General features: G+C 67.9%; 14 protein-coding genes and 3 pseudogenes. 13 read left to right on the forward strand and 4 right to left on the reverse strand.

Features of this window, described 5'->3' with window-relative positions:
• The first annotated feature begins 113 nt into the window (after window positions 1-113).
• From B5X90_RS10150 to B5X90_RS10160, 3 genes are all read left to right on the forward strand, one after another.
• A complete protein-coding gene (locus B5X90_RS10150; protein ID WP_079552582.1) occupies window positions 114-1,028 on the forward strand; it encodes an alpha/beta fold hydrolase in 915 nt (304 codons plus the stop codon).
• Window positions 1,029-1,180: 152 nt separating this feature from the next.
• Entirely contained in the window at window positions 1,181-1,798 is a 618-nt protein-coding gene (locus tag B5X90_RS10155) for a PadR family transcriptional regulator (protein ID WP_079552584.1), read from the forward strand.
• 116 nt (window positions 1,799-1,914) lie between these two features.
• Window positions 1,915-2,091, forward strand: a complete 177-nt coding sequence (locus B5X90_RS10160) for a CsbD family protein (protein ID WP_018775603.1) — start codon at window positions 1,915-1,917, stop codon at window positions 2,089-2,091.
• An 80-nt stretch (window positions 2,092-2,171) separates the two neighbouring features.
• On the opposite strand, the gene B5X90_RS10165 is transcribed toward B5X90_RS10160, so the two are convergent.
• Window positions 2,172-3,110 carry a 5'-3' exonuclease gene (locus B5X90_RS10165; RefSeq protein ID WP_179129099.1) on the reverse strand — a complete coding sequence of 313 codons (939 nt, stop codon included), beginning with the start codon at window positions 3,108-3,110 and terminating at the stop codon, window positions 2,172-2,174.
• A 184-nt stretch (window positions 3,111-3,294) separates the two neighbouring features.
• Between B5X90_RS10165 and B5X90_RS21840 the strand changes: the two are divergent.
• Window positions 3,295-3,357 (forward strand): annotated as a pseudogene (locus tag B5X90_RS21840) (hypothetical protein); the annotation flags it as partial.
• A 66-nt stretch (window positions 3,358-3,423) separates the two neighbouring features.
• On the forward strand, window positions 3,424-3,639 hold the full coding sequence (locus B5X90_RS21605; RefSeq protein WP_256860166.1) for a hypothetical protein: 216 nt from the start codon (window positions 3,424-3,426) through the stop codon (window positions 3,637-3,639).
• Between the two features lie 16 nt (window positions 3,640-3,655).
• Here the strand turns inward: B5X90_RS21605 and B5X90_RS10175 are convergent, their stop codons facing one another.
• Window positions 3,656-5,266, reverse strand: a complete 1,611-nt coding sequence (locus B5X90_RS10175) for a CYTH and CHAD domain-containing protein (protein ID WP_256860167.1) — start codon at window positions 5,264-5,266, stop codon at window positions 3,656-3,658.
• Window positions 5,267-5,547: 281 nt separating this feature from the next.
• Between B5X90_RS10175 and B5X90_RS21845 the strand changes: the two are divergent.
• The 8 genes and pseudogenes from B5X90_RS21845 to B5X90_RS10215 all read left to right on the forward strand — a co-directional run.
• Window positions 5,548-5,676: pseudogene (locus B5X90_RS21845) on the forward strand (GntR family transcriptional regulator); the annotation flags it as partial.
• Window positions 5,677-5,699: 23 nt separating this feature from the next.
• Window positions 5,700-6,122: pseudogene (locus B5X90_RS10185) on the forward strand (GntR family transcriptional regulator); the annotation flags it as partial.
• 292 nt (window positions 6,123-6,414) lie between these two features.
• On the forward strand, window positions 6,415-7,629 hold the full coding sequence (locus B5X90_RS10190; RefSeq protein ID WP_179129101.1) for a PP2C family protein-serine/threonine phosphatase: 1,215 nt from the start codon (window positions 6,415-6,417) through the stop codon (window positions 7,627-7,629).
• Window positions 7,630-7,718: 89 nt separating this feature from the next.
• On the forward strand, window positions 7,719-9,008 hold the full coding sequence (locus B5X90_RS10195; protein ID WP_256860168.1) for a PP2C family protein-serine/threonine phosphatase: 1,290 nt from the start codon (window positions 7,719-7,721) through the stop codon (window positions 9,006-9,008).
• 65 nt (window positions 9,009-9,073) lie between these two features.
• On the forward strand, window positions 9,074-11,071 hold the full coding sequence (locus B5X90_RS10200; protein WP_079552822.1) for a glycosyltransferase family 2 protein: 1,998 nt from the start codon (window positions 9,074-9,076) through the stop codon (window positions 11,069-11,071).
• Window positions 11,055-11,387: an STAS domain-containing protein gene (locus tag B5X90_RS10205; protein WP_079552596.1), complete on the forward strand. Its 333-nt coding sequence runs from the start codon at window positions 11,055-11,057 to the stop codon at window positions 11,385-11,387. The genes B5X90_RS10200 and B5X90_RS10205 overlap by 17 nt, the downstream gene beginning before the upstream one ends.
• Window positions 11,380-11,808 carry an ATP-binding protein gene (locus B5X90_RS10210; RefSeq protein WP_079552598.1) on the forward strand — a complete coding sequence of 143 codons (429 nt, stop codon included), beginning with the start codon at window positions 11,380-11,382 and terminating at the stop codon, window positions 11,806-11,808. Before B5X90_RS10205 ends, B5X90_RS10210 begins: the two co-directional genes overlap by 8 nt.
• Window positions 11,809-11,959: 151 nt before the next feature.
• Window positions 11,960-13,186 (forward strand): glycosyl hydrolase, encoded by a 1,227-nt coding sequence (locus B5X90_RS10215; RefSeq protein ID WP_079552600.1) that lies wholly within the window; start codon window positions 11,960-11,962, stop codon window positions 13,184-13,186.
• Between the two features lie 75 nt (window positions 13,187-13,261).
• Here B5X90_RS10215 and B5X90_RS10220 read toward each other — a convergent pair whose 3' ends face one another.
• Window positions 13,262-15,028 carry an acetyl/propionyl/methylcrotonyl-CoA carboxylase subunit alpha gene (locus tag B5X90_RS10220; protein WP_079552602.1) on the reverse strand — a complete coding sequence of 589 codons (1,767 nt, stop codon included), beginning with the start codon at window positions 15,026-15,028 and terminating at the stop codon, window positions 13,262-13,264.
• Window positions 15,028-16,764 (reverse strand): 5-oxoprolinase subunit B/C family protein, encoded by a 1,737-nt coding sequence (locus tag B5X90_RS10225; protein WP_372702885.1) that lies wholly within the window; start codon window positions 16,762-16,764, stop codon window positions 15,028-15,030. Before B5X90_RS10225 ends, B5X90_RS10220 begins: the two co-directional genes overlap by 1 nt.
• Between the last annotated feature and the right edge of the window lie 44 nt (window positions 16,765-16,808).

Genomic DNA, 16,808 nt, shown 5'->3' on the forward strand with positions numbered 1-16,808 from the left:
GGCGGCCTGGGAGGCCTTGATCCGCACCGGCCTCCACTGTCTGGAGACCCGCGTCCGGTCCTGCGCCCCCGCCGCTCCGAATCACCTTCAAAGACCACGAACAGAAGGTGACCATGGGTGTTCAGCAGGAAACCGCAGGCACGGGGGCTGCCATGCTGCGGCGGCGTATCCTTCCCACGGAACTGGGTCCCTGCACGGTGCATATCCAGGAAGGCACCGGAGGCCCGCACGCCGTATCCGGGACGGCGGATGTCTACCTCCACGGCGCCGCGGGCTCCTGGACGTCCTTCCGGGAGCTTCTTCACCCGGCAGCGGCCCATGACCGGGTCCTGATAGACCTGCCGGGCTGGGGTGAGTCCACGCAGGGCGCCCGGGTGGCACATTTGAGCATCGAAGCGATGGCGCGCGCCGTCGCCGGTACTTTGACCTCGCTCGGCTACCGGCGGTGGAACCTGGTGGGCCACTCCATGGGAGGCTTCCTGGCATTGCACATCGCCGCGGCGTGGCCGGGGCGAACCGCCAGCGTGACGGCGATTTCGGCGACCACCTTCGGCGTGTCCGAGGCGGCCGGCAAGCCGCTCCGCAGCCTGTTCAGGTTCCCGACGTTCCTGGGCATGCTGCTGGCCATGCGCGCCGCGGCAGCCCTCGGCCCGTCAGGGTCCGCACTGGTCCGTGCAATCGGGTCCACGGCCGTGATGCGGCCGCTGTTGTCCCCGTTTTTCGCCGAACCCGCATCAATCTCCGCGGGGGTGCTTCGGGGGCTTGGCGAGGACGCCCGGCCGGCCGGTTTCTCCGCGGCGGCCAGGGCCGCGGCGCACTACGATTTTGGCCAGTGGCGGGGCATTTTGTGTCCGGTGCTGGCGATCCGCGGGGACACCGACGTGTTCACACCGCCCTCTGACTTGCTGCGACTGGCCGAGGTAATCCGGCGCGTCCAGGTGGTGACACTCCCGCGGTGCGGCCACTTCGCGAACATCGAGCGGCCGGAGCATGTGCAACGGCTGCTCGAGGACCTGCTGTATCCGTGACCCGTACGGCGGTGGCCGGCTTCCTCCGTGAGTCACCGGACAACGAGGTGAAGCGACTCGTGACCGCCGATACTCACCGATATATCGTTAATTATCGCCGAACAATCGGCGACCATCCTTGATTTCAACTGATTTGGAAGGTCGATGCCGCTATGAAAGGCATGCATGACGACAAATTCACGGACGGCGGACCCGGCCAGGCACGCTTCGGCCGCGGCAGGAGCCGCCGCGGACCCCACGGACACGGTGGCTTCGGCCCGGGCCGCGGATTCGGGCCCGGTTTCGGACCAGGTTTCGGACCGGGCTTCGGACCGGGTTTTGGCCCCGGCGGGTCACGGCGGGCCAGCAGGGGCGATGTTCGTTCGGCGATTCTCTCCCTCTTGGCCGAATCACCGTCCAACGGCTACGGGCTGATCAAGACCATTGCGGAAAAAACCTCGGGCGCCTGGCGTCCGAGCCCGGGGTCCGTCTACCCGACACTCCAGCAGCTCGTTGATGAAGAGCTCATTGCGCCCGTAGGTGATGGCCGGCGCACCGAGTTCACGCTCACCGATGCGGGCAAGGCTTACGTTGCCGATCACGCCGAGGAGCTGGGGAACGCCTGGAACACCGACCCAGAGGGATCCGGGCCGGCGTTCCACCAAAGCGTCGGAAAACTCATGGGAGTCATCCACCAATTCCGCTTCTCGGCAACCGAGGAACAACGCAATGCCGCAATGACGGTCATCGATGACACCCGCCGCGCGCTCTACCGCATTCTTGCCGACTAACACCGCCGCTTCGGCTGGCACAAATGGCCCCCGCTTTCCACGGTTCCGTCCCTACAATTAAGTGTGGCCTCCATGGCATTCACGTCGCGGGGGCGACATAAATAAGGAGGTTCATCATGGGCCTGGGTGACAAAATCCACAATGCCGCCGAGAAACTCCACGGCAAAGGCAAAGAGGCGGCCGGCAAAGCCACCGGCGACGACAAGATGCGGGCCGAGGGCAAAAGCCATCAGGTCAAAGCAGACCTGAAGCAGGCCGGCGAAAAGGTCAAGGACGCCTTCAAGAAACACTGAAAACAGGCCGCCGGAGGGCGGAGGTGCGGTGCGGATCGCACCTCCGCCCCGGCTTTTGCCCACACGCCCCGGGGACTTCCCTAACGGCGCAGGTCGAGTGCCTCAAGGAGCCGCCTGACCGAACCGCCGAGATTCCATTCCGTGGCGAGACGTTCAAGCTCGGCCCGCGAACCCCCGGGGACAGGGTGCAGCCGCGCGCCTGCCTCCTCGAGCGTCGGCAGTTCCAGGTCCCTCACGATCTTCACGACGGCGGGCGCGACCGTGAGGTAGTCCGCCGCCGCGGCGAGTTTCGACCGCACCGCGGCGGACAGCCCGCTCCCTGCATCCGCGGCCGCCGCGAGCAGCCCGTCGAGCGTGCCGTACTCACCGAGCAGCGACGCGGCGGTCTTCTCGCCGATGCCGGCGACCCCTGGCAGCCCGTCGGAGGTGTCGCCGCGCAGGGTCGCGTAGTCGGCATACTGCACGGGCAGCACACGGTACTTGCCGACGACGTCGGCGTCGGTCAGGACTTCGAGGTTCTTCATGCCGCGCGCGGTGTAGACCACCCGCACCTGACGGGCGTCGTCGACGATCTGGAAGAGGTCCCGGTCCCCCGTCACCACGTCGACCGGAAGCGCGGCGTGGCTGGCGTAGGTGCCGATGACGTCGTCGGCTTCGTGGTCGGCGGCCCCCACGACGGCGATGCCGGCGAGCTCGAGCACCCGGCGGATCATCGGAATCTGCGCCTCGAGCGCGTCCGGCAGCACCTCCACATCGGGGGCACCGGCCACCTCCTCGGCGACCCGGTGCGACTTGTAGCTCGGGATGAGGTCCACCCGCCACTGCGGGCGCCAATCGTCGTCCCAGCACGCGACGAGATGCGTCGCACCGTAGTCGGTGGTGAGCCGTGCGATCATGTCGAGCAGCCCGCGAACAGCGTTCACCGGGGTGCCGTCGGCGCGGCGGATCGTGTCGGGCACGCCGTAGAACGCGCGAAAGTACAGCGACGCGGTGTCGAGGAGCATCAGGCGGTCGGTCATGACTGATCCTGACACGGATGCGCCCGCCGGCGGTGGAACGTCACGGTTCCAGCTTCGGAGGGGCACGAAGTGACGCAGTCGGCGCGGGTAGATTTGGGCGGATGGACGAAGAAGAGGTTCTGGCCGGAGGGAATTCGACTCTCGTCACGCGGGTCGGCCGAACGGTGCGGCGGACCGCGGGCGGCTGACCGCGCTCATCGACTTCGACACGGCCTCGCCGGGACCACGGGTCTGGGACTTTGCCTACCTGGCATACCGGCTTGTGCCGCTGGGGGAAAACGGCGGCCCCGGGGCTCCCGAAGAGCAGTGGCGGTTGTCCCGTCTGAATGCCCTCATTGACGCGTACGGCGTCAGCTTCGGACACGTGCAAGTGTTCCAGACCCTCGCGGCCAGGCTGGACGAGCTGGCAGAACTGACGGACGGCCGCGCTGCGGCTACCGGACGGAGGGATTTCCTCGAGCACTCCGCCATGTACCGCAGGGATCGCTCCAGAGTTTCCGCGATGGCCCGCAAGCTGTCCGGCCAGTAAATCGACGCGTCCCGGGTCAGGGTCGCAGCCGCAAGCCGCGAAGCTTCTTCCCTGCCTTGCGGGCTTTGTTCTGCGTCTTCCGGGCGATGCGTTCTTCCATCTCCAGCAAACCCGCGATACCACGGTCGGCATCGGCGGGCCGGTCCTTTGTGGCCGCGAGTCTGCGCAGGAGGGCGGTCGCCATGACGCTGTCCTGATGGTCGCCGAGTACTGTCTGGAGCCGTCCGGCCGCTTTGGTGAGTTTGGCGGCGCGCTTGCCGTGGATCTCCAGGACCGACTCGCCCGCGTGGCGGAGGCGCTTGGCGTCTTTTCGGACCTCGTGCCACGCAGTGTCGCGTGCGGCCCTGTCGGCCGAGCCTTTAACGGCCTTCCGGGCACGCTCCACCCGCTTTGCGGCCTTGTTGACCAGCTTGGCCGTCACCTTGCGCGCGGGCCGGAAGGCGCGTGGCTTGGCAGGCGGGTGGTCCCGGAAATCCTCCAGGGAGCCCAGGAGACGGAAGTAGCGGCCGGTCCGCAGGGTCTCCAAGACGTTTCTGTAGCCTGCGTCGTGGGCTGTGACCAGCTCCTGATCGATCATCTCGGCCAACAGGCCGGACCTCTGTTCTTCCGGGAGCTCCAGGATGTGCTGGCGAAGCCGCTCCAGCATGACTTCGGCATCGCGGGCCGGGCCCAGGACCTGGCCCAGCCACTTCAGTTCAGCCTGGAGTTCCCGCACCGCTGAGCGGTTAAAGAGTTTGCGGTAGGTGGCCAGGGCGGAGCGCGCCCGGCGGGTCGCGGACCGCATCTTGTGGACGGAATCCGGTGCCCCCATCCGCACCCCCGGATCATTGGCGATGAAGTCGCCAATCCGCGCGTCTATATAGGCGGTCACGACGTCGACTGCCGGTCCCTTCTTCCGGGGCTTTGGAGTCCGGGGACTGAACTCGGCTGGCCACGCATCGCCCAGGGCACGGGCGACCTTGGAAGCATGAGCGGAGGGGTTGGCTCCGGTGGACGTCAGGGTTGCAGCGGCAGCCTCAAAGAGCTCCGCCGTGCCGTGGACGAGTTCGAGCTCCCATTCACGCCAGTCGACGGCCGGCCGCGGCGGCCGCAGGGCCTCGGCATGAACATGGTCGTCGGCGAAGTCGGCCAAATGCTCACCGCCCGGCGCGTAAAGCCGGTAGGTGGTGCGCCGCGTACTCAGCCGGGCGACGGGCACGAGTTCCTCGCCCCGGATGAAAACCTGCAGATGGTCGGACAGTTCTTCCGGAACCCTCTCCGGCTGCCCCAGCGGCGCATGGATCTCCTCCCGCTGGTCCGCCCCGGCGGGAAGCTTGAGGTGCCAGCCCTCGTCCGCCCCGCCCGTGCGGCGCCGCAGGGTAATGCGCCGTGCCGCGAGGGCCAGGGCCGGGGTATCGAAGTACACGGCCTCAAGCTGATCCGTCACAGGCTCCGCGACGCGGTCCACACCCTCGATTACCTGCAGATCCGGCAGCACTGCGGAGGTCCCGGCGTCGTATTTTTGTTCCATTTCAAGTTTTCCCGTGGTGTCCATGGCGGTCAGGACCCCCAACGGGACGCGCGGTTCCGCGGCAGCGAACTGATGGGCCTGTTGATGACCGCCATGGTGGGCCTCCCCTGTCGGCACCGCTGGAACATGGACGTGATGTCCGGCGGGCGTGTCCGGCCGGTGCCTTGGCCCGGTGCGCCTAGCCCGATTCTAGGCTCTGCGCGAATCGGCGACCAGACCACCGACGGCGCGCCTGCCGTTGGCAACGTCCGTGGCGGCTTCACCTAGGGCCAGAGGCTCGCGACACCAGTGTGGCCCGGGACCTCGACGGGGGTGCTCGTGCCGCCAGTGGTGCCGTTGCCGAGCTGTCAGGACCCGCGCCGCCAGCACACTGGATTCATTGCCCCAGGGAGGACACCATGTCAGGTCGCCGGCCAAATCTTGCAGAACAGGTTCGAGATGAACTCACCGAGCTCATCAGCAACGGCACGTATAACGTCGGCGACCGGCTCCCCAACGAAGACGAAATGTCGGTGAAGTTCGCGGTCAGCCGGGCCACGGCGACCGGTCCCGGCTCCGCCTGGACCGCGGGGCCGAGGTGGTCATCGTCGAACGGGTCCGGTTCGCCGATGCCCGTCCCGTCGTCTACAGCCTCGACCGCGTCCCTCTGGCCCTCGTGCCCGATGCGGCCCGGTCCGACCTCGGCCCGTCCCTGTTCGACCTGCTCGAGACCCACAACCACGGCGTACGGAACGGGCGGGCCAAGCTGCTCCCCGTCCTCGCCGGACCCCCTGAGGCCGCGCAGCTCCAGGTCAACGAAGGCGTCCCGCTGCTCTACTTCGACGAGGTCGACTACGACATCAACGGCACCCCGGTGCTCGCCTCCTTCGAGTGGCACACCAGCGACGTCTTCGAAATGTGGCTCAACCGCCGCGCCCAGCCCCCCGCCCGCCAGGTCCAGGCCGCTCCGGCCCTCTCAGAGTCACGGACCTGACCGGGCAACAACCGCACAAACACCGGACACACGGCCGGGCACGCTCCCCAGCGTGCCCGGCCGTTCCCGTTGTGGAGGTTGATCGGGCGGAGACGGCCCAATACGGGGTCGTCTAAGACATGACAACGCCCTGAACACCGATCGGCGGTAGGGTAGCCGTGACCGGGGTCCCGCTGACCGGCGGGAAGCTCGATCAAAGGATGGGAGCCCGCCGCGGGGGCAGCGGACGCCCACGTCAAACGGCCATAACAGGCCTCATTGGGCTCAATCGCCTCAGATGTGTGAAGGACGTATGACAAGCACCGGCTACCAATCCGAATCCCGCCTCCGTGGGGCTGAAGCCCCGGAGTGGGCGCGGCTGGAGGATGTTTCCAGAACCCGCCTTCTGGACACACCCTCGGAGGAACGCTTCGACCGGATCACGCGGCTCGCCCAGGGGCTTTTCGGTGTCAGTGCGGCCAGCGTTTCCCTGATCGCCGAGAACCGGCAATTCCTGAAATCCTTCGTCGGTCCGCTCGCCCGCGAGTCGGAGCGGCGTGACACGTTCTGCACCGAGGCGATCAAGTCTCCGGGAACCATGATCGTGGAGAACGCCCTCACCGACGAACGCTTCCGGCAGAGCCCGCTCGTGACCGGCAATCCCCATATCCAGTTCTACGCGGGCCATCCCCTCACCGGGCCCGGCGGCACGCACGTCGGAACGTTCTGCATCATCGACCAGGCGCCCCGGGCATTCAGCGCAGAGCAGCAGAAGATCCTCGAGGACCTCACTGAGATCATCCAACGCGAAATGAACCTTTCGTGGGACATCGACAACGGAGCCCGGGTGCAACGGGCCCTCCTTTCGCCCACTCCCCCCGCCCCGGCCGGCTACACGCTGGGCACCTGCTTCTACCCTGCCTCCGGGCTCAGCGGTGACTTCTACGAGCTCGGCATGACAGCGGCCGGCCAATTCCGCATCACCGTCGGCGACGCCATGGGCAAAGGCATCGGTCCGGGGATCGTGGCCGGCACCGTGCGGTCCGCCTTCGCCCACACCGGCTGGGAAGCCGGGCCGTCCCGCATCTTCGAGGACGTGGCGGGCAGCCTCGACGATACCCTGGCCCGTGTGGGCTCTTATGCGACGGTGTTCCACGCGCTGATCGACCCTGCGACCGGCACAGGCCACTATGCGGACGCCGGCCAGGGACTGAGCTATATCCTCCGTTCCGACAAGACGATTGAACGCCTGTCCCCGACGGGGCCGCCACTGGGCCTGATACCGGGCCAAAGCTGGGACACGCACGCCTTCCGGCTCGCCCCGGGCGATGCCATCCTGGTTCCGACGGACGGCCTCCTGGACCTGCACGGCGGCGACCTCGGCCGCCTCGCCGCGGCCCTGGACAGCCGCGAGGCGCAGGATCATCCGGACGCCGCCGTGAAGAAACTCTGCGACCGGCGGGGAAAGCACGGCGTCCTGGACGACATCACTGCGGTCCTGCTGCAGCGCGAACCAGAATCCGCCTAAGTGCGCGCGCCGTGTGTCCCGCACAGAGGCCCGGTAGGATGCCTTCGGGACGAACGCCGGGCAATACCCGGCGGACCAAGGGGGAGTCAGTGGCTGTGACGCGTGAAGCCATCTTGACGGGTGTGGATGAACTCTCACCGTTCTGGAAGCAAGTCCCGTTCCTGGTGTTCTTCATCGTGGCCGCGGCCATGAGCAGCACGATCCCGACCCTCACCGTGAGCGATTGGGGTGCCCTGCTTGCCGGAGCGGCCCTGACGGCGGCCGCTCCCGGCTACGCCGCGGCGGCGGCCCAGCCGGGTCCGGCACGATTTGCTGCGATCGTACCGTCGCTGGATTTCCTGGCGGCCGGCGCATTGCGCCACGGCACCGGGGAGAGCCACTCGATCTATGCCTCGATCGTCCTGCTGCCGGTACTCTGGTTCGCGGCCAGGGAGGGCCGCCACAATGTTGGCTACGCGGCCGTGGGCGCCACGGTGGCGATCATGGTCCCGTTCGCCCTCGGCTCCAGCATCGACGCGAACCCGAACGAACTTTTCCGCGGGCTCTACAGCACGCTCATCTTTGTCCTGGGCGCTTTTGTGGTCAACGAGCTGGCGCGGCGGGCACGCCGCCGCCTGCACTCCGCACGGGCCCAGGCGGCTGCGGCGACGGCGGAACTCAGCCGGGCCGCCCAGATCCAGCGCTTTCTGCTGCCGAAGAACGCCGCGCCCCTGCCCGGTTACCAGACAGCCGGGGCCTGCATCCCCTCCAAGGCCGTCGGCGGAGACTTCTTCGACTGGTACTTGATCGAGGACGGCCTCGGGTTCACCCTCGGCGACGTCATGGGCAAGGGCGCGGGGGCCGGCATGATCGCCGCGACCACCCGCGCCGTCATCCGCAGTGCCAAGAACAGTGAAGACCCAGTGACGGCACTGGCACTGACCCAGGACTGCCTTGCCACCGACCTGAGCCAGGCCGGCTCGTTCGCGACACTGTTCCATGCCCGGCTCAGGGCCTCCGACGGACGGATCCTGTTCTCGGACGCCGGCCACGGCTTGACACTGGTTATCCGGACAGATGGCACCTGGGAGAGGCTCTCCTCGGAAGACATGCCGGTGGGCCTGCTTCCGGACAGCCGGTGGGAGTCGTTCGAGACCCGGCTGAACCCGGGAGACATGATTGTCAGCTTCAGTGACGGCGTCCTGGACCTCTACGACGGAACCCTTGCCGCCGTCGACGAGATCGGAAAACTCGGGGTCTCCGCGGCGTCAGCGAAAGACCTCGTGGACTCCGTGCACCGGCGGGCACAGGGCACGTCCAACCCCGATGACGTCACCATCCTCGCCGTCCGGCGGGACGGCCAACGCCCACTCACCCCTCGCGAAAGGACGCTCGTGTGACCGAAACGCCGCGCTACCCAGACCCCGACGGCGACGACGCGCCACAGCAGCGCTCCGGGAGCGCCGTGCAGCTGTTCGGGATACGGCTCCTCGTGCTCCTGACCCTGCTGGCAGGCGTCAACTACGTGGCCTGGCGCTGGCTCGCGTCACTGAACTGGGACGCGTGGTGGATCGCCGTGCCGCTGGTCGCCGCCGAGACCTACAGCCTGATCGACGTGCTGCTCTTCGGAATGACAGTCTGGCGGCTAAAGTCCCGCACACCGCCGGCACCGGCCCCCGCGGACGCCACGGTTGACGTTTTCATTACGACGTACAACGAGCCGCTGGAACTGGTGATGACGACGGCGCTTGCCGCCCAAAAGATCAGGCACCCGCACAGCACCTGGATACTTGACGATGGTGACAGGCCTGCGCTCCGGCAACTGGCCGCGGCGAGCGGACTGGGGTACGTGACCCGAAGCGCGGAATGGAGCGGGATGCCCCGGCACGCGAAAGCGGGGAATCTGAACAACGCCCTGATGCAAACCGAGGGCGAGTTCCTGCTCATTCTCGACGCGGATCAGGTCCCCGAACCGGACATTCTGGACAAGACGCTGGGCTACTTCAACAACCGCAAAGTCGCCCTCGTCCAGACGCCCCAATATTTCAGCAACGTCCCGGCCGACGATCCCCTGGGCAGCCAGGCGCCCTTGTTCTACGGCCCCATCCAGCAGGGCAAGGACGGCTGGAACGCTGCCTTTTTCTGCGGCTCCAACGCCATCCTCCGCCGGGAGGCCCTCATGCAGCTGGGACTGTCGGGGTACGTCAAGGAAACCGAGAAGAGTATCCGGCGCGCCCTCAGTGCATCCCGGGCGGCCATCCGCAAGGCACGCAAAGCGGCAACCGGCGAATCCTTGCTTATTCAGCACACCCTTGACGAGGTCGAAGCGGCAACCGACGAGGCCCGCTGCCGGCTCGACGCCGGCGACTCACTCAGCGAAATCACGTACCGGGCACGACGCCGGGTGGACCAGGCCGTCCAGGCACTGGTGCTGGCCGACGTGTCCGCCCTTCAGGCCGACTTGAAGGAAATTGCCGCGATGGCACCGGTTGAGGTCGGTGACGCCGGGGTGCCCGTGGTGACCGATGATGCTGTGCAGCGCATGGCGGCCCGGGACTGGTCTCCGCTCGGGGCAATCGAGTCCGTGCAGGCGGTGCTGGACGCGTTGTCGGTCGAACGGACCGACGAGGCCCAGCCGGTCATGCCGCTGGCCACGATCTCCGTGACGGAGGACATGGCGACTTCCATGCGCATGCACGCCATGGGATGGCAAAGTGTCTACCACCACGAGGTCCTGGCCTACGGGCTGGCACCCGAAGATGTCGGCACCATGCTGACCCAGCGCCTGCGCTGGGCCCAGGGGACCATCCAGGTGTTCCTGCGGGAGAACCCGCTCCTTCAGCGCGGGCTGAAGCTGGGCCAGCGGCTCATGTACTTCGCAACCATGTGGACCTACCTCAGCGGCTTCGCCGCCGTCGTCTACTTCGCCGCCCCGATCATTTACCTGCTCTTCGGGATCCTGCCCGTCACCAGCCTCAGCGCCGACTTCTTCCTGAGATTTATTCCGTTCATGGTGGTCAACCAGCTCCTCTTTGCCATTGCCGGCAGGGGTATCCCCACCTGGCGCGGTCAGCAATACAGCCTCGCCCTGTTCCCCACCTGGATCAAAGCATGTACGACGGCGGCCCGGAACGTCTGGTTCGGACATCCCCTCGGCTTCGCCGTCACGCCGAAGGACCGCCAGTCTGGAGGTCCACGATGGAGCCTGATCCGCCCACAGATCGCCGTGTCGGTCCTGCTGTTCATCGCGTCGGTTGTTGGGATTGGGCGCCTCGCTGCCGGAATGTCCGAGCCGATCGGCACACTCGTCAACGTATTCTGGGTGGTGTTTGACCTGATCGTCATGAGCATCCTGGTGCGGGCCGTCCTGTACCGCGGATACCCGGCCGGCGGTTCCGGCGATGACCCCGAGACCAGCAACGAGACCTCCACCGAAAGGGCCCTCCGTGGACCTGAGCTATGAAGTGAAAGACAGCTACGCCGAGATAACAGCCGCCGGCCGGCTCAACATGGTGTCGGCGCCGAAACTGCGGGAAATGGTGGCGGAAGTTGTGGCTTCGGGCTCCGCAAGGATCGTGATCAACCTCGAAGCGACAGCGTTCATGGACTCGTCCGGGCTGGGAGCGCTCATCGGGTGCCTCAAGGCCGCCCGGCAAGCCGGTGGCGACCTTCGGATCGCCGCCGTCCAGCCCCAGGTTCAAATGGTCCTGGGACTTACGAGCATGGACAAAGTCCTGACGTCGTACCCCTCCGCGGCTGAAGCTTTCGGGGATGACTGACATTCTCGCCCGGCGGACGCTCCGCCAGGCGGCACTTCCGGAGGCCATTGAGGCCGTGCATGCCGAGCTCGACAAACTGTGGGATGACGCCTCTTTCGTTCCAGACATGGACCGCATGACGTTCGCCACGGCCGTGATCGAAGCTGCCAGCAATGTGGTGCAGCACGCCGTTCCCGAATCCACGAAACCCGTGGAGCTCGGGGTCGACATCAGCGCTACGTCCGTCAGGCTGGAGGCCCGGGTCAGTGCCTTCGATGCCGTCTGCCCCGACCCGATTGACACCGACCCCGCCATGCCCGACGGCGAGGCTGAGTCAGGGCGCGGGCTCGCCCTTATCCGCGCCCTGGTCACCACCGTGACATTCAAGCGCCAGGACGGGACGAACACCTGGATCCTGTCAAAGTCCCCGCTGCGCGACTGAGCGGAATCCTTGGACAATCCTCGGGATCTCCTGCTTTGTTTGACCCCGGAGCGGAACTGTCCTGACGGACACTGGATGGTGTGGCTTCCGGTAGGCAAGCCGCGTTCCGTCAGGATGCTCCGCTTCGCCGGGGCCCGGCCAAGGAGTCACGATGAAGCCGCTGAGAAGCCTGGCCTGCGTTCTTGCCCTGGTGGCTTCCGCCCTGTCTTTCGCGGCGGTACCCGCCCAGGCCGCCTCCCCGTCCCTTAGCCTCAGCCCGGCCAAGGGTCCGGCCGGAACCGCGGTCACCGTCACCGGCACCGGTTTTCCCAAAAAAGGCTCCGGAACTGTGAGCGCCGGAGCCAGTTCCGTCGCCTTCAGGGTCAGTGCCTCTGGAGAATTCACCGCCGACGTCGTTATCCCGCAAACGTCCCAGCCGGTCCTTGCCGTCCAAGCCGTATCCGGCACCGTCAAGGCGTCGACAGGCTTTACGGTCGTGGCGGCCGCGCCGGTGGCGGAACCTTTGCCGCCCGTCATCAGCAGCTCGCCGCTGCGCTTCGGCGTCGGCACCCCCGGCGGGCCGCTGGCCCAAGCGGAATTGGACGCGGCCGGGTCGCTCGCCGGGGAGGCGCCGTCGGTCGTTCTCTCCTACAAGGACTTCAATCAAGGCCCGCCCATCACGGAGCTGGATGCTGTTCGCAGCCGAGGCGCCGTAACCCTGCTGACTTGGGAGCCCTGGGCTTGGGGCGGCGGAACCGATCAGCCGGCCTATGCCCTGGACCGCATTACGGCCGGCAACTTCGATCCCTACCTGCGGCAGTGGGGGCAGGCGCTGGCATCCTGGGGGCATCCGGTGATGGTGCGCTTCGGGCACGAAATGAACGGAAACTGGTACCCCTGGTCTGAGGGAGTCAACGGCAACGAACCCGGCGACTACGCTGCGGCGTGGCGGCACGTCCATGACGTCGTAGCGGCTACCGGCGCCTCCAACATCTCCTGGGTCTGGAATCCCAACGTTCCGTATTGGGGGTCAACCCCGCTCGACGGGCTGTATCCGGGCTCCGCTTACGTGGATGAAGTGGCCCTCGACGGTTACAACTGGGGTACATCAGCGGCCTGGAGCAGCTGGCTTTGGCCATCGGAGCTCTTCGGCCCGGGCCTGTCCGAACTGAGACGACTTGCCCCAGGCAAACACGTGCTCGTGGCAGAGACGTCATCTGCCGAACAAGGCGGGTCCAAAGCCGACTGGAACACGGCCTTGATCAGCTATCTGGCTGCCCAGCCCGACGTCACAGCAGTTGTCTGGTTCAACTTCAACAAGGAAACAGACTGGCGGATCGACAGCAGCCCCGGCTCCGCCACAGCTCTGGCGTCCGCGCTGGCAGCGCGGCCTAAATAGCCAACACACAGGGCAAAGGGCCGCTTCCGCCAGCGGAAACGGCCCAGTCACTCGCCAAACATCAGCAGAATGCGGCTACCCGATCAGCGCGAGCACCGCGCCGGCCGTGACAACCCCGCCCGCTTGGGTGCGGACGTCGGTGACGGTGCCGTCCCGGTGCGCGGAGACCTGGGTTTCCATCTTCATGGCCTCAAGGACCACCACCGGGTCCCCGGCAGAGACTTCGGCTCCCGGCTCGACGAGCCATTTCACGACTGTCCCTGCCATGTCCGCGCGCAGCTCCCCCGGGTCGCCGGCGGCGGAGGCACCGCCGTCGGACGCTGCCGACACCCCGGCCGGCGCTGAGGTTCCGGACAGGGTCCGATGAGACAGGGCCCAGGCGTTCAGCAAATCGGCCGGAAGGCCGACGGCGAGGCGCCTGCCGTCCACGTCGACCGTGATGGTGCGGCGTTCGCCGTCGGGCGCGGTGGTGCTGTAGTCGGGATCGGCAGGGATGCTGTCCGCGAAGTCGGTTTCGATCCAGCGGGTGTGGATACCGAGGCCGTCCTCGGAGGTGAAGTCCGGGGATTCCAGCACGGCCCGGTGGAAGGGCACCACGGTGGCGACGCCGGTGATGCGCATTTCGGCGAGGGCCCGGCGGGCGCGGCGCAGGGCCTGCTGGCGGTCCGCGCCGGTGACGATCAGCTTCGCGAGCAGGGAATCGAACTGCGGCGCGACGAAGGACCCGGAGCGGACGCCGGTATCGAGGCGGATACCCGGGCCGGTGGGGCCGGCGAATTCGCCGATGGTGCCGGGCGAGGGCAAAAAGCCGCGGCCCACGTCCTCCGCGTTAAGCCGGAACTCGAAGGCGTGCCCCCGCGGCGCCGGGTCTTCGGCCAGGCGCAGCGGCTCGCCCGCGGCGATCCGGAACTGTTCCTGGACGAGGTCGATCCCCGTGGTTTCCTCGGTAATGGGGTGCTCCACCTGGAGCCGGGTGTTGACCTCCAGGAAGGCCACGGTGCCGTCCGCCGCGACGAGGAATTCCACCGTGCCGGCGCCGGAGTAGCCCGCTTCCCGGCAGACGGCCTTGGCGGCGTCGTAGATCAGCGTGGTCTGCTCGTCGGTCAGGAACGGCGCGGGGGCCTCTTCCAGGAGCTTCTGGTGCCGGCGCTGCAGGGAACAGTCGCGGGTTCCGACGACCACGACGTTGCCGTGCGCGTCGGCCAGGACCTGCGCCTCGACGTGGCGCGGACGGTCCAGGTAGCGTTCCACGAAGCACTCGCCCCGCCCGAAGGCGGCAACGGCTTCACGGACGGCGGAGTCGAAGGCTTCCTCGACCTCGTCGATGACCCGGACGACCTTCATGCCGCGACCGCCGCCGCCGAAGGCGGCCTTGATCGCGATCGGCAGGCCATGCTCTTCGGCGAAGGCGCGGGCCTCGGCCGCCGTGTCGACGGGACCGTCGCTGCCGGCCACCAGGGGTGCGCCGGCCCGGACGGCCGCGTCGCGGGCCGTGATCTTGTTGCCGAGCAGCCGGATCGCGTCCGGCGTCGGACCGATCCAGGTCAGCCCGGCGTCGAGGACGGCCTGGGCAAAGTCGGCGTTCTCGGAGAGGAAGCCGTACCCGGGGTGGACGGCGTCCGCACCGGACTGGGCCGCCACGGCGAGGAGCTTGGGGATGTTCAGGTACGTGTCCGCGGGCGAGTTGCCGTCCAGGCTGAAGGCCTCATCCGCGGCCGAGACGTGCAGGGCGTCGGCATCGATGTCGGCGTAGACAGCGACGGACGCCAGCTGCGCGTCGTCGCAGGCCCGGGCTATGCGGACCGCGATTTCTCCACGGTTGGCGATCAGGACCTTGCGCATCAGTTACTCGCTTCTTCGTCGGTGGGGGCGTGTTCGGTGGGGTGGTGTTCGGTGATGGCGGATTCGGCCCAGCGGAAGCGGATCCTGCCGCCGATCGGGACCTGGGCGGCGAGGTCCAGCTGGGAGTCGACCACCACGGCGATCACCGGGTAGCCGCCGGTGATCGGATGGTCGGCCAGGAAGAGCACGGGCAGGCCCTCCGGCGGGACCTGCAGGGCGCCGGCGACGGTGCCTTCGCTGGGCAGTTCGCCCTGGCGGCTGCGCTGCAGCGGCGTACCGTCCAGCCGCATGCCGACGCGGTTGGACTGCGGCAGCACGGCCCAGTCCTGGGCGGTAAAGGAATCCAGTGCCGCCTGATCGAACCAGTCGGCACGGGGGCCGGGGACGACGTTGAGGACGGTCACCCCGGTGCCCGGGTAGTCCGGCTGCAGTTCGGGATTTCCGACGACGCCGGTCTCGGCTTCCCCGCCGGCGCCTAGTTGCTGCCCGGCGGCCAGGGGTGCAGGGCCGATCCCGGACATGGTGTCCGTGGAGCGGCTGCCCAGGACCGGGGCAGCATCCACCCCGCCGCGGACCGCGAGGTAGCTGCGGAAGCCGCTGTGCGGCGCACCGATGCTGAGCGTTTCGCCGTCGAGCAGCGCGAAGGCCGTAGCCACCGGCACGGTGCGCTGCCACGTATCGCCGGCATCGTCCGGTGCGGACGCGATGCTCAGTTCCGACGGCGCCCCGGCGACGGCGAGGACCTGGTCCCCCACGGCCTGGACCTTGAGTCCGCCCGCGACGGTCTCGATGGCGGCTGCGCCGGGGGCGTTGCCGACGAGGCGGTTGGCCCGGCGCAGCGACGCTCGGTCCAGCGCGCCGGCGGCGGAAACGCCCAGGCCGGAGTGGCCGTCCCGGCCGAGGTCCTGGATCAGGCTCTGAAGGCCCGGTGATACGATCCGGATCCCGGCCGTGACGTCCTGCCCGGCACCCGGTTCCGGCGCGGTGCCCTCGGCCGCAGGCTCCGCAGGTGGCTCGGTGACGGGCTCCGCTGTGGGCTCGGCCGCCAGCGCGAGTGCATCCCGGACCGGACGGAACTGCACCCGGTGTCCGGGGGCGGCCAGGGCGGGCGGCTCCCGGTCCAGGTCCCACATCTTGGCGTTGGTGCGCCCGATCAGCTGCCAGCCGCCCGGGGAACGGCGCGGGTATACGGCCGAGTAGTTGCCGGCCAGCGCCACGGAGCCTGCGGGAACTGCGGTGCGGGGCGAGCTGCGGCGCGGCACTTCCAGCTGCTGGTTCTCCCCGATCATGTACCCGAATCCGGGGGCGAAGCCGGCGAAGGCCACGGTCCAGATCTGCCCGGAGTGGGCGGCGATCACGCCGTCGGTTCCCAGGCCGGTGAGCCGTCCGACTTCGGCGAGGTCCTCGCCGTCGTACACGGTGTCGATGACCACCAGCCCGCCGTCGCGCTGCACGGGTGCGGTGAGGTCAAGCTGCATCAGGCGGGCGGCGATGCGCCGGGCCGAGGCCGGGGATTCGGCCTTGACCAGGACGGTCTCGGCCGCGGCCAGGACGTCCTGCTGGCCCGGCAGCGGCTTCTCGAGGAGCAGCGCCTGCAGGGCGAGCACGTCCTGGGTGCCGGAGAGCTCAGCGAGGACCGCGCGTGTCCCCACGGCCCGCACGGAGCGGACTTTGTGAACTTCGGTTTCGCCTGAAGCGGCGGCTTGTGCCTTCAGGGGTTCCCCTGCTGTCTCAATCACGAGTTGCCTCAATCATTGTGCCGGTGAACAGGATCCGCGCC

Origin of the sequence: Arthrobacter sp. 49Tsu3.1M3, from assembly GCF_900168135.1 — a bacterium.
Lineage (GTDB): Bacteria > Actinomycetota > Actinomycetes > Actinomycetales > Micrococcaceae > Arthrobacter.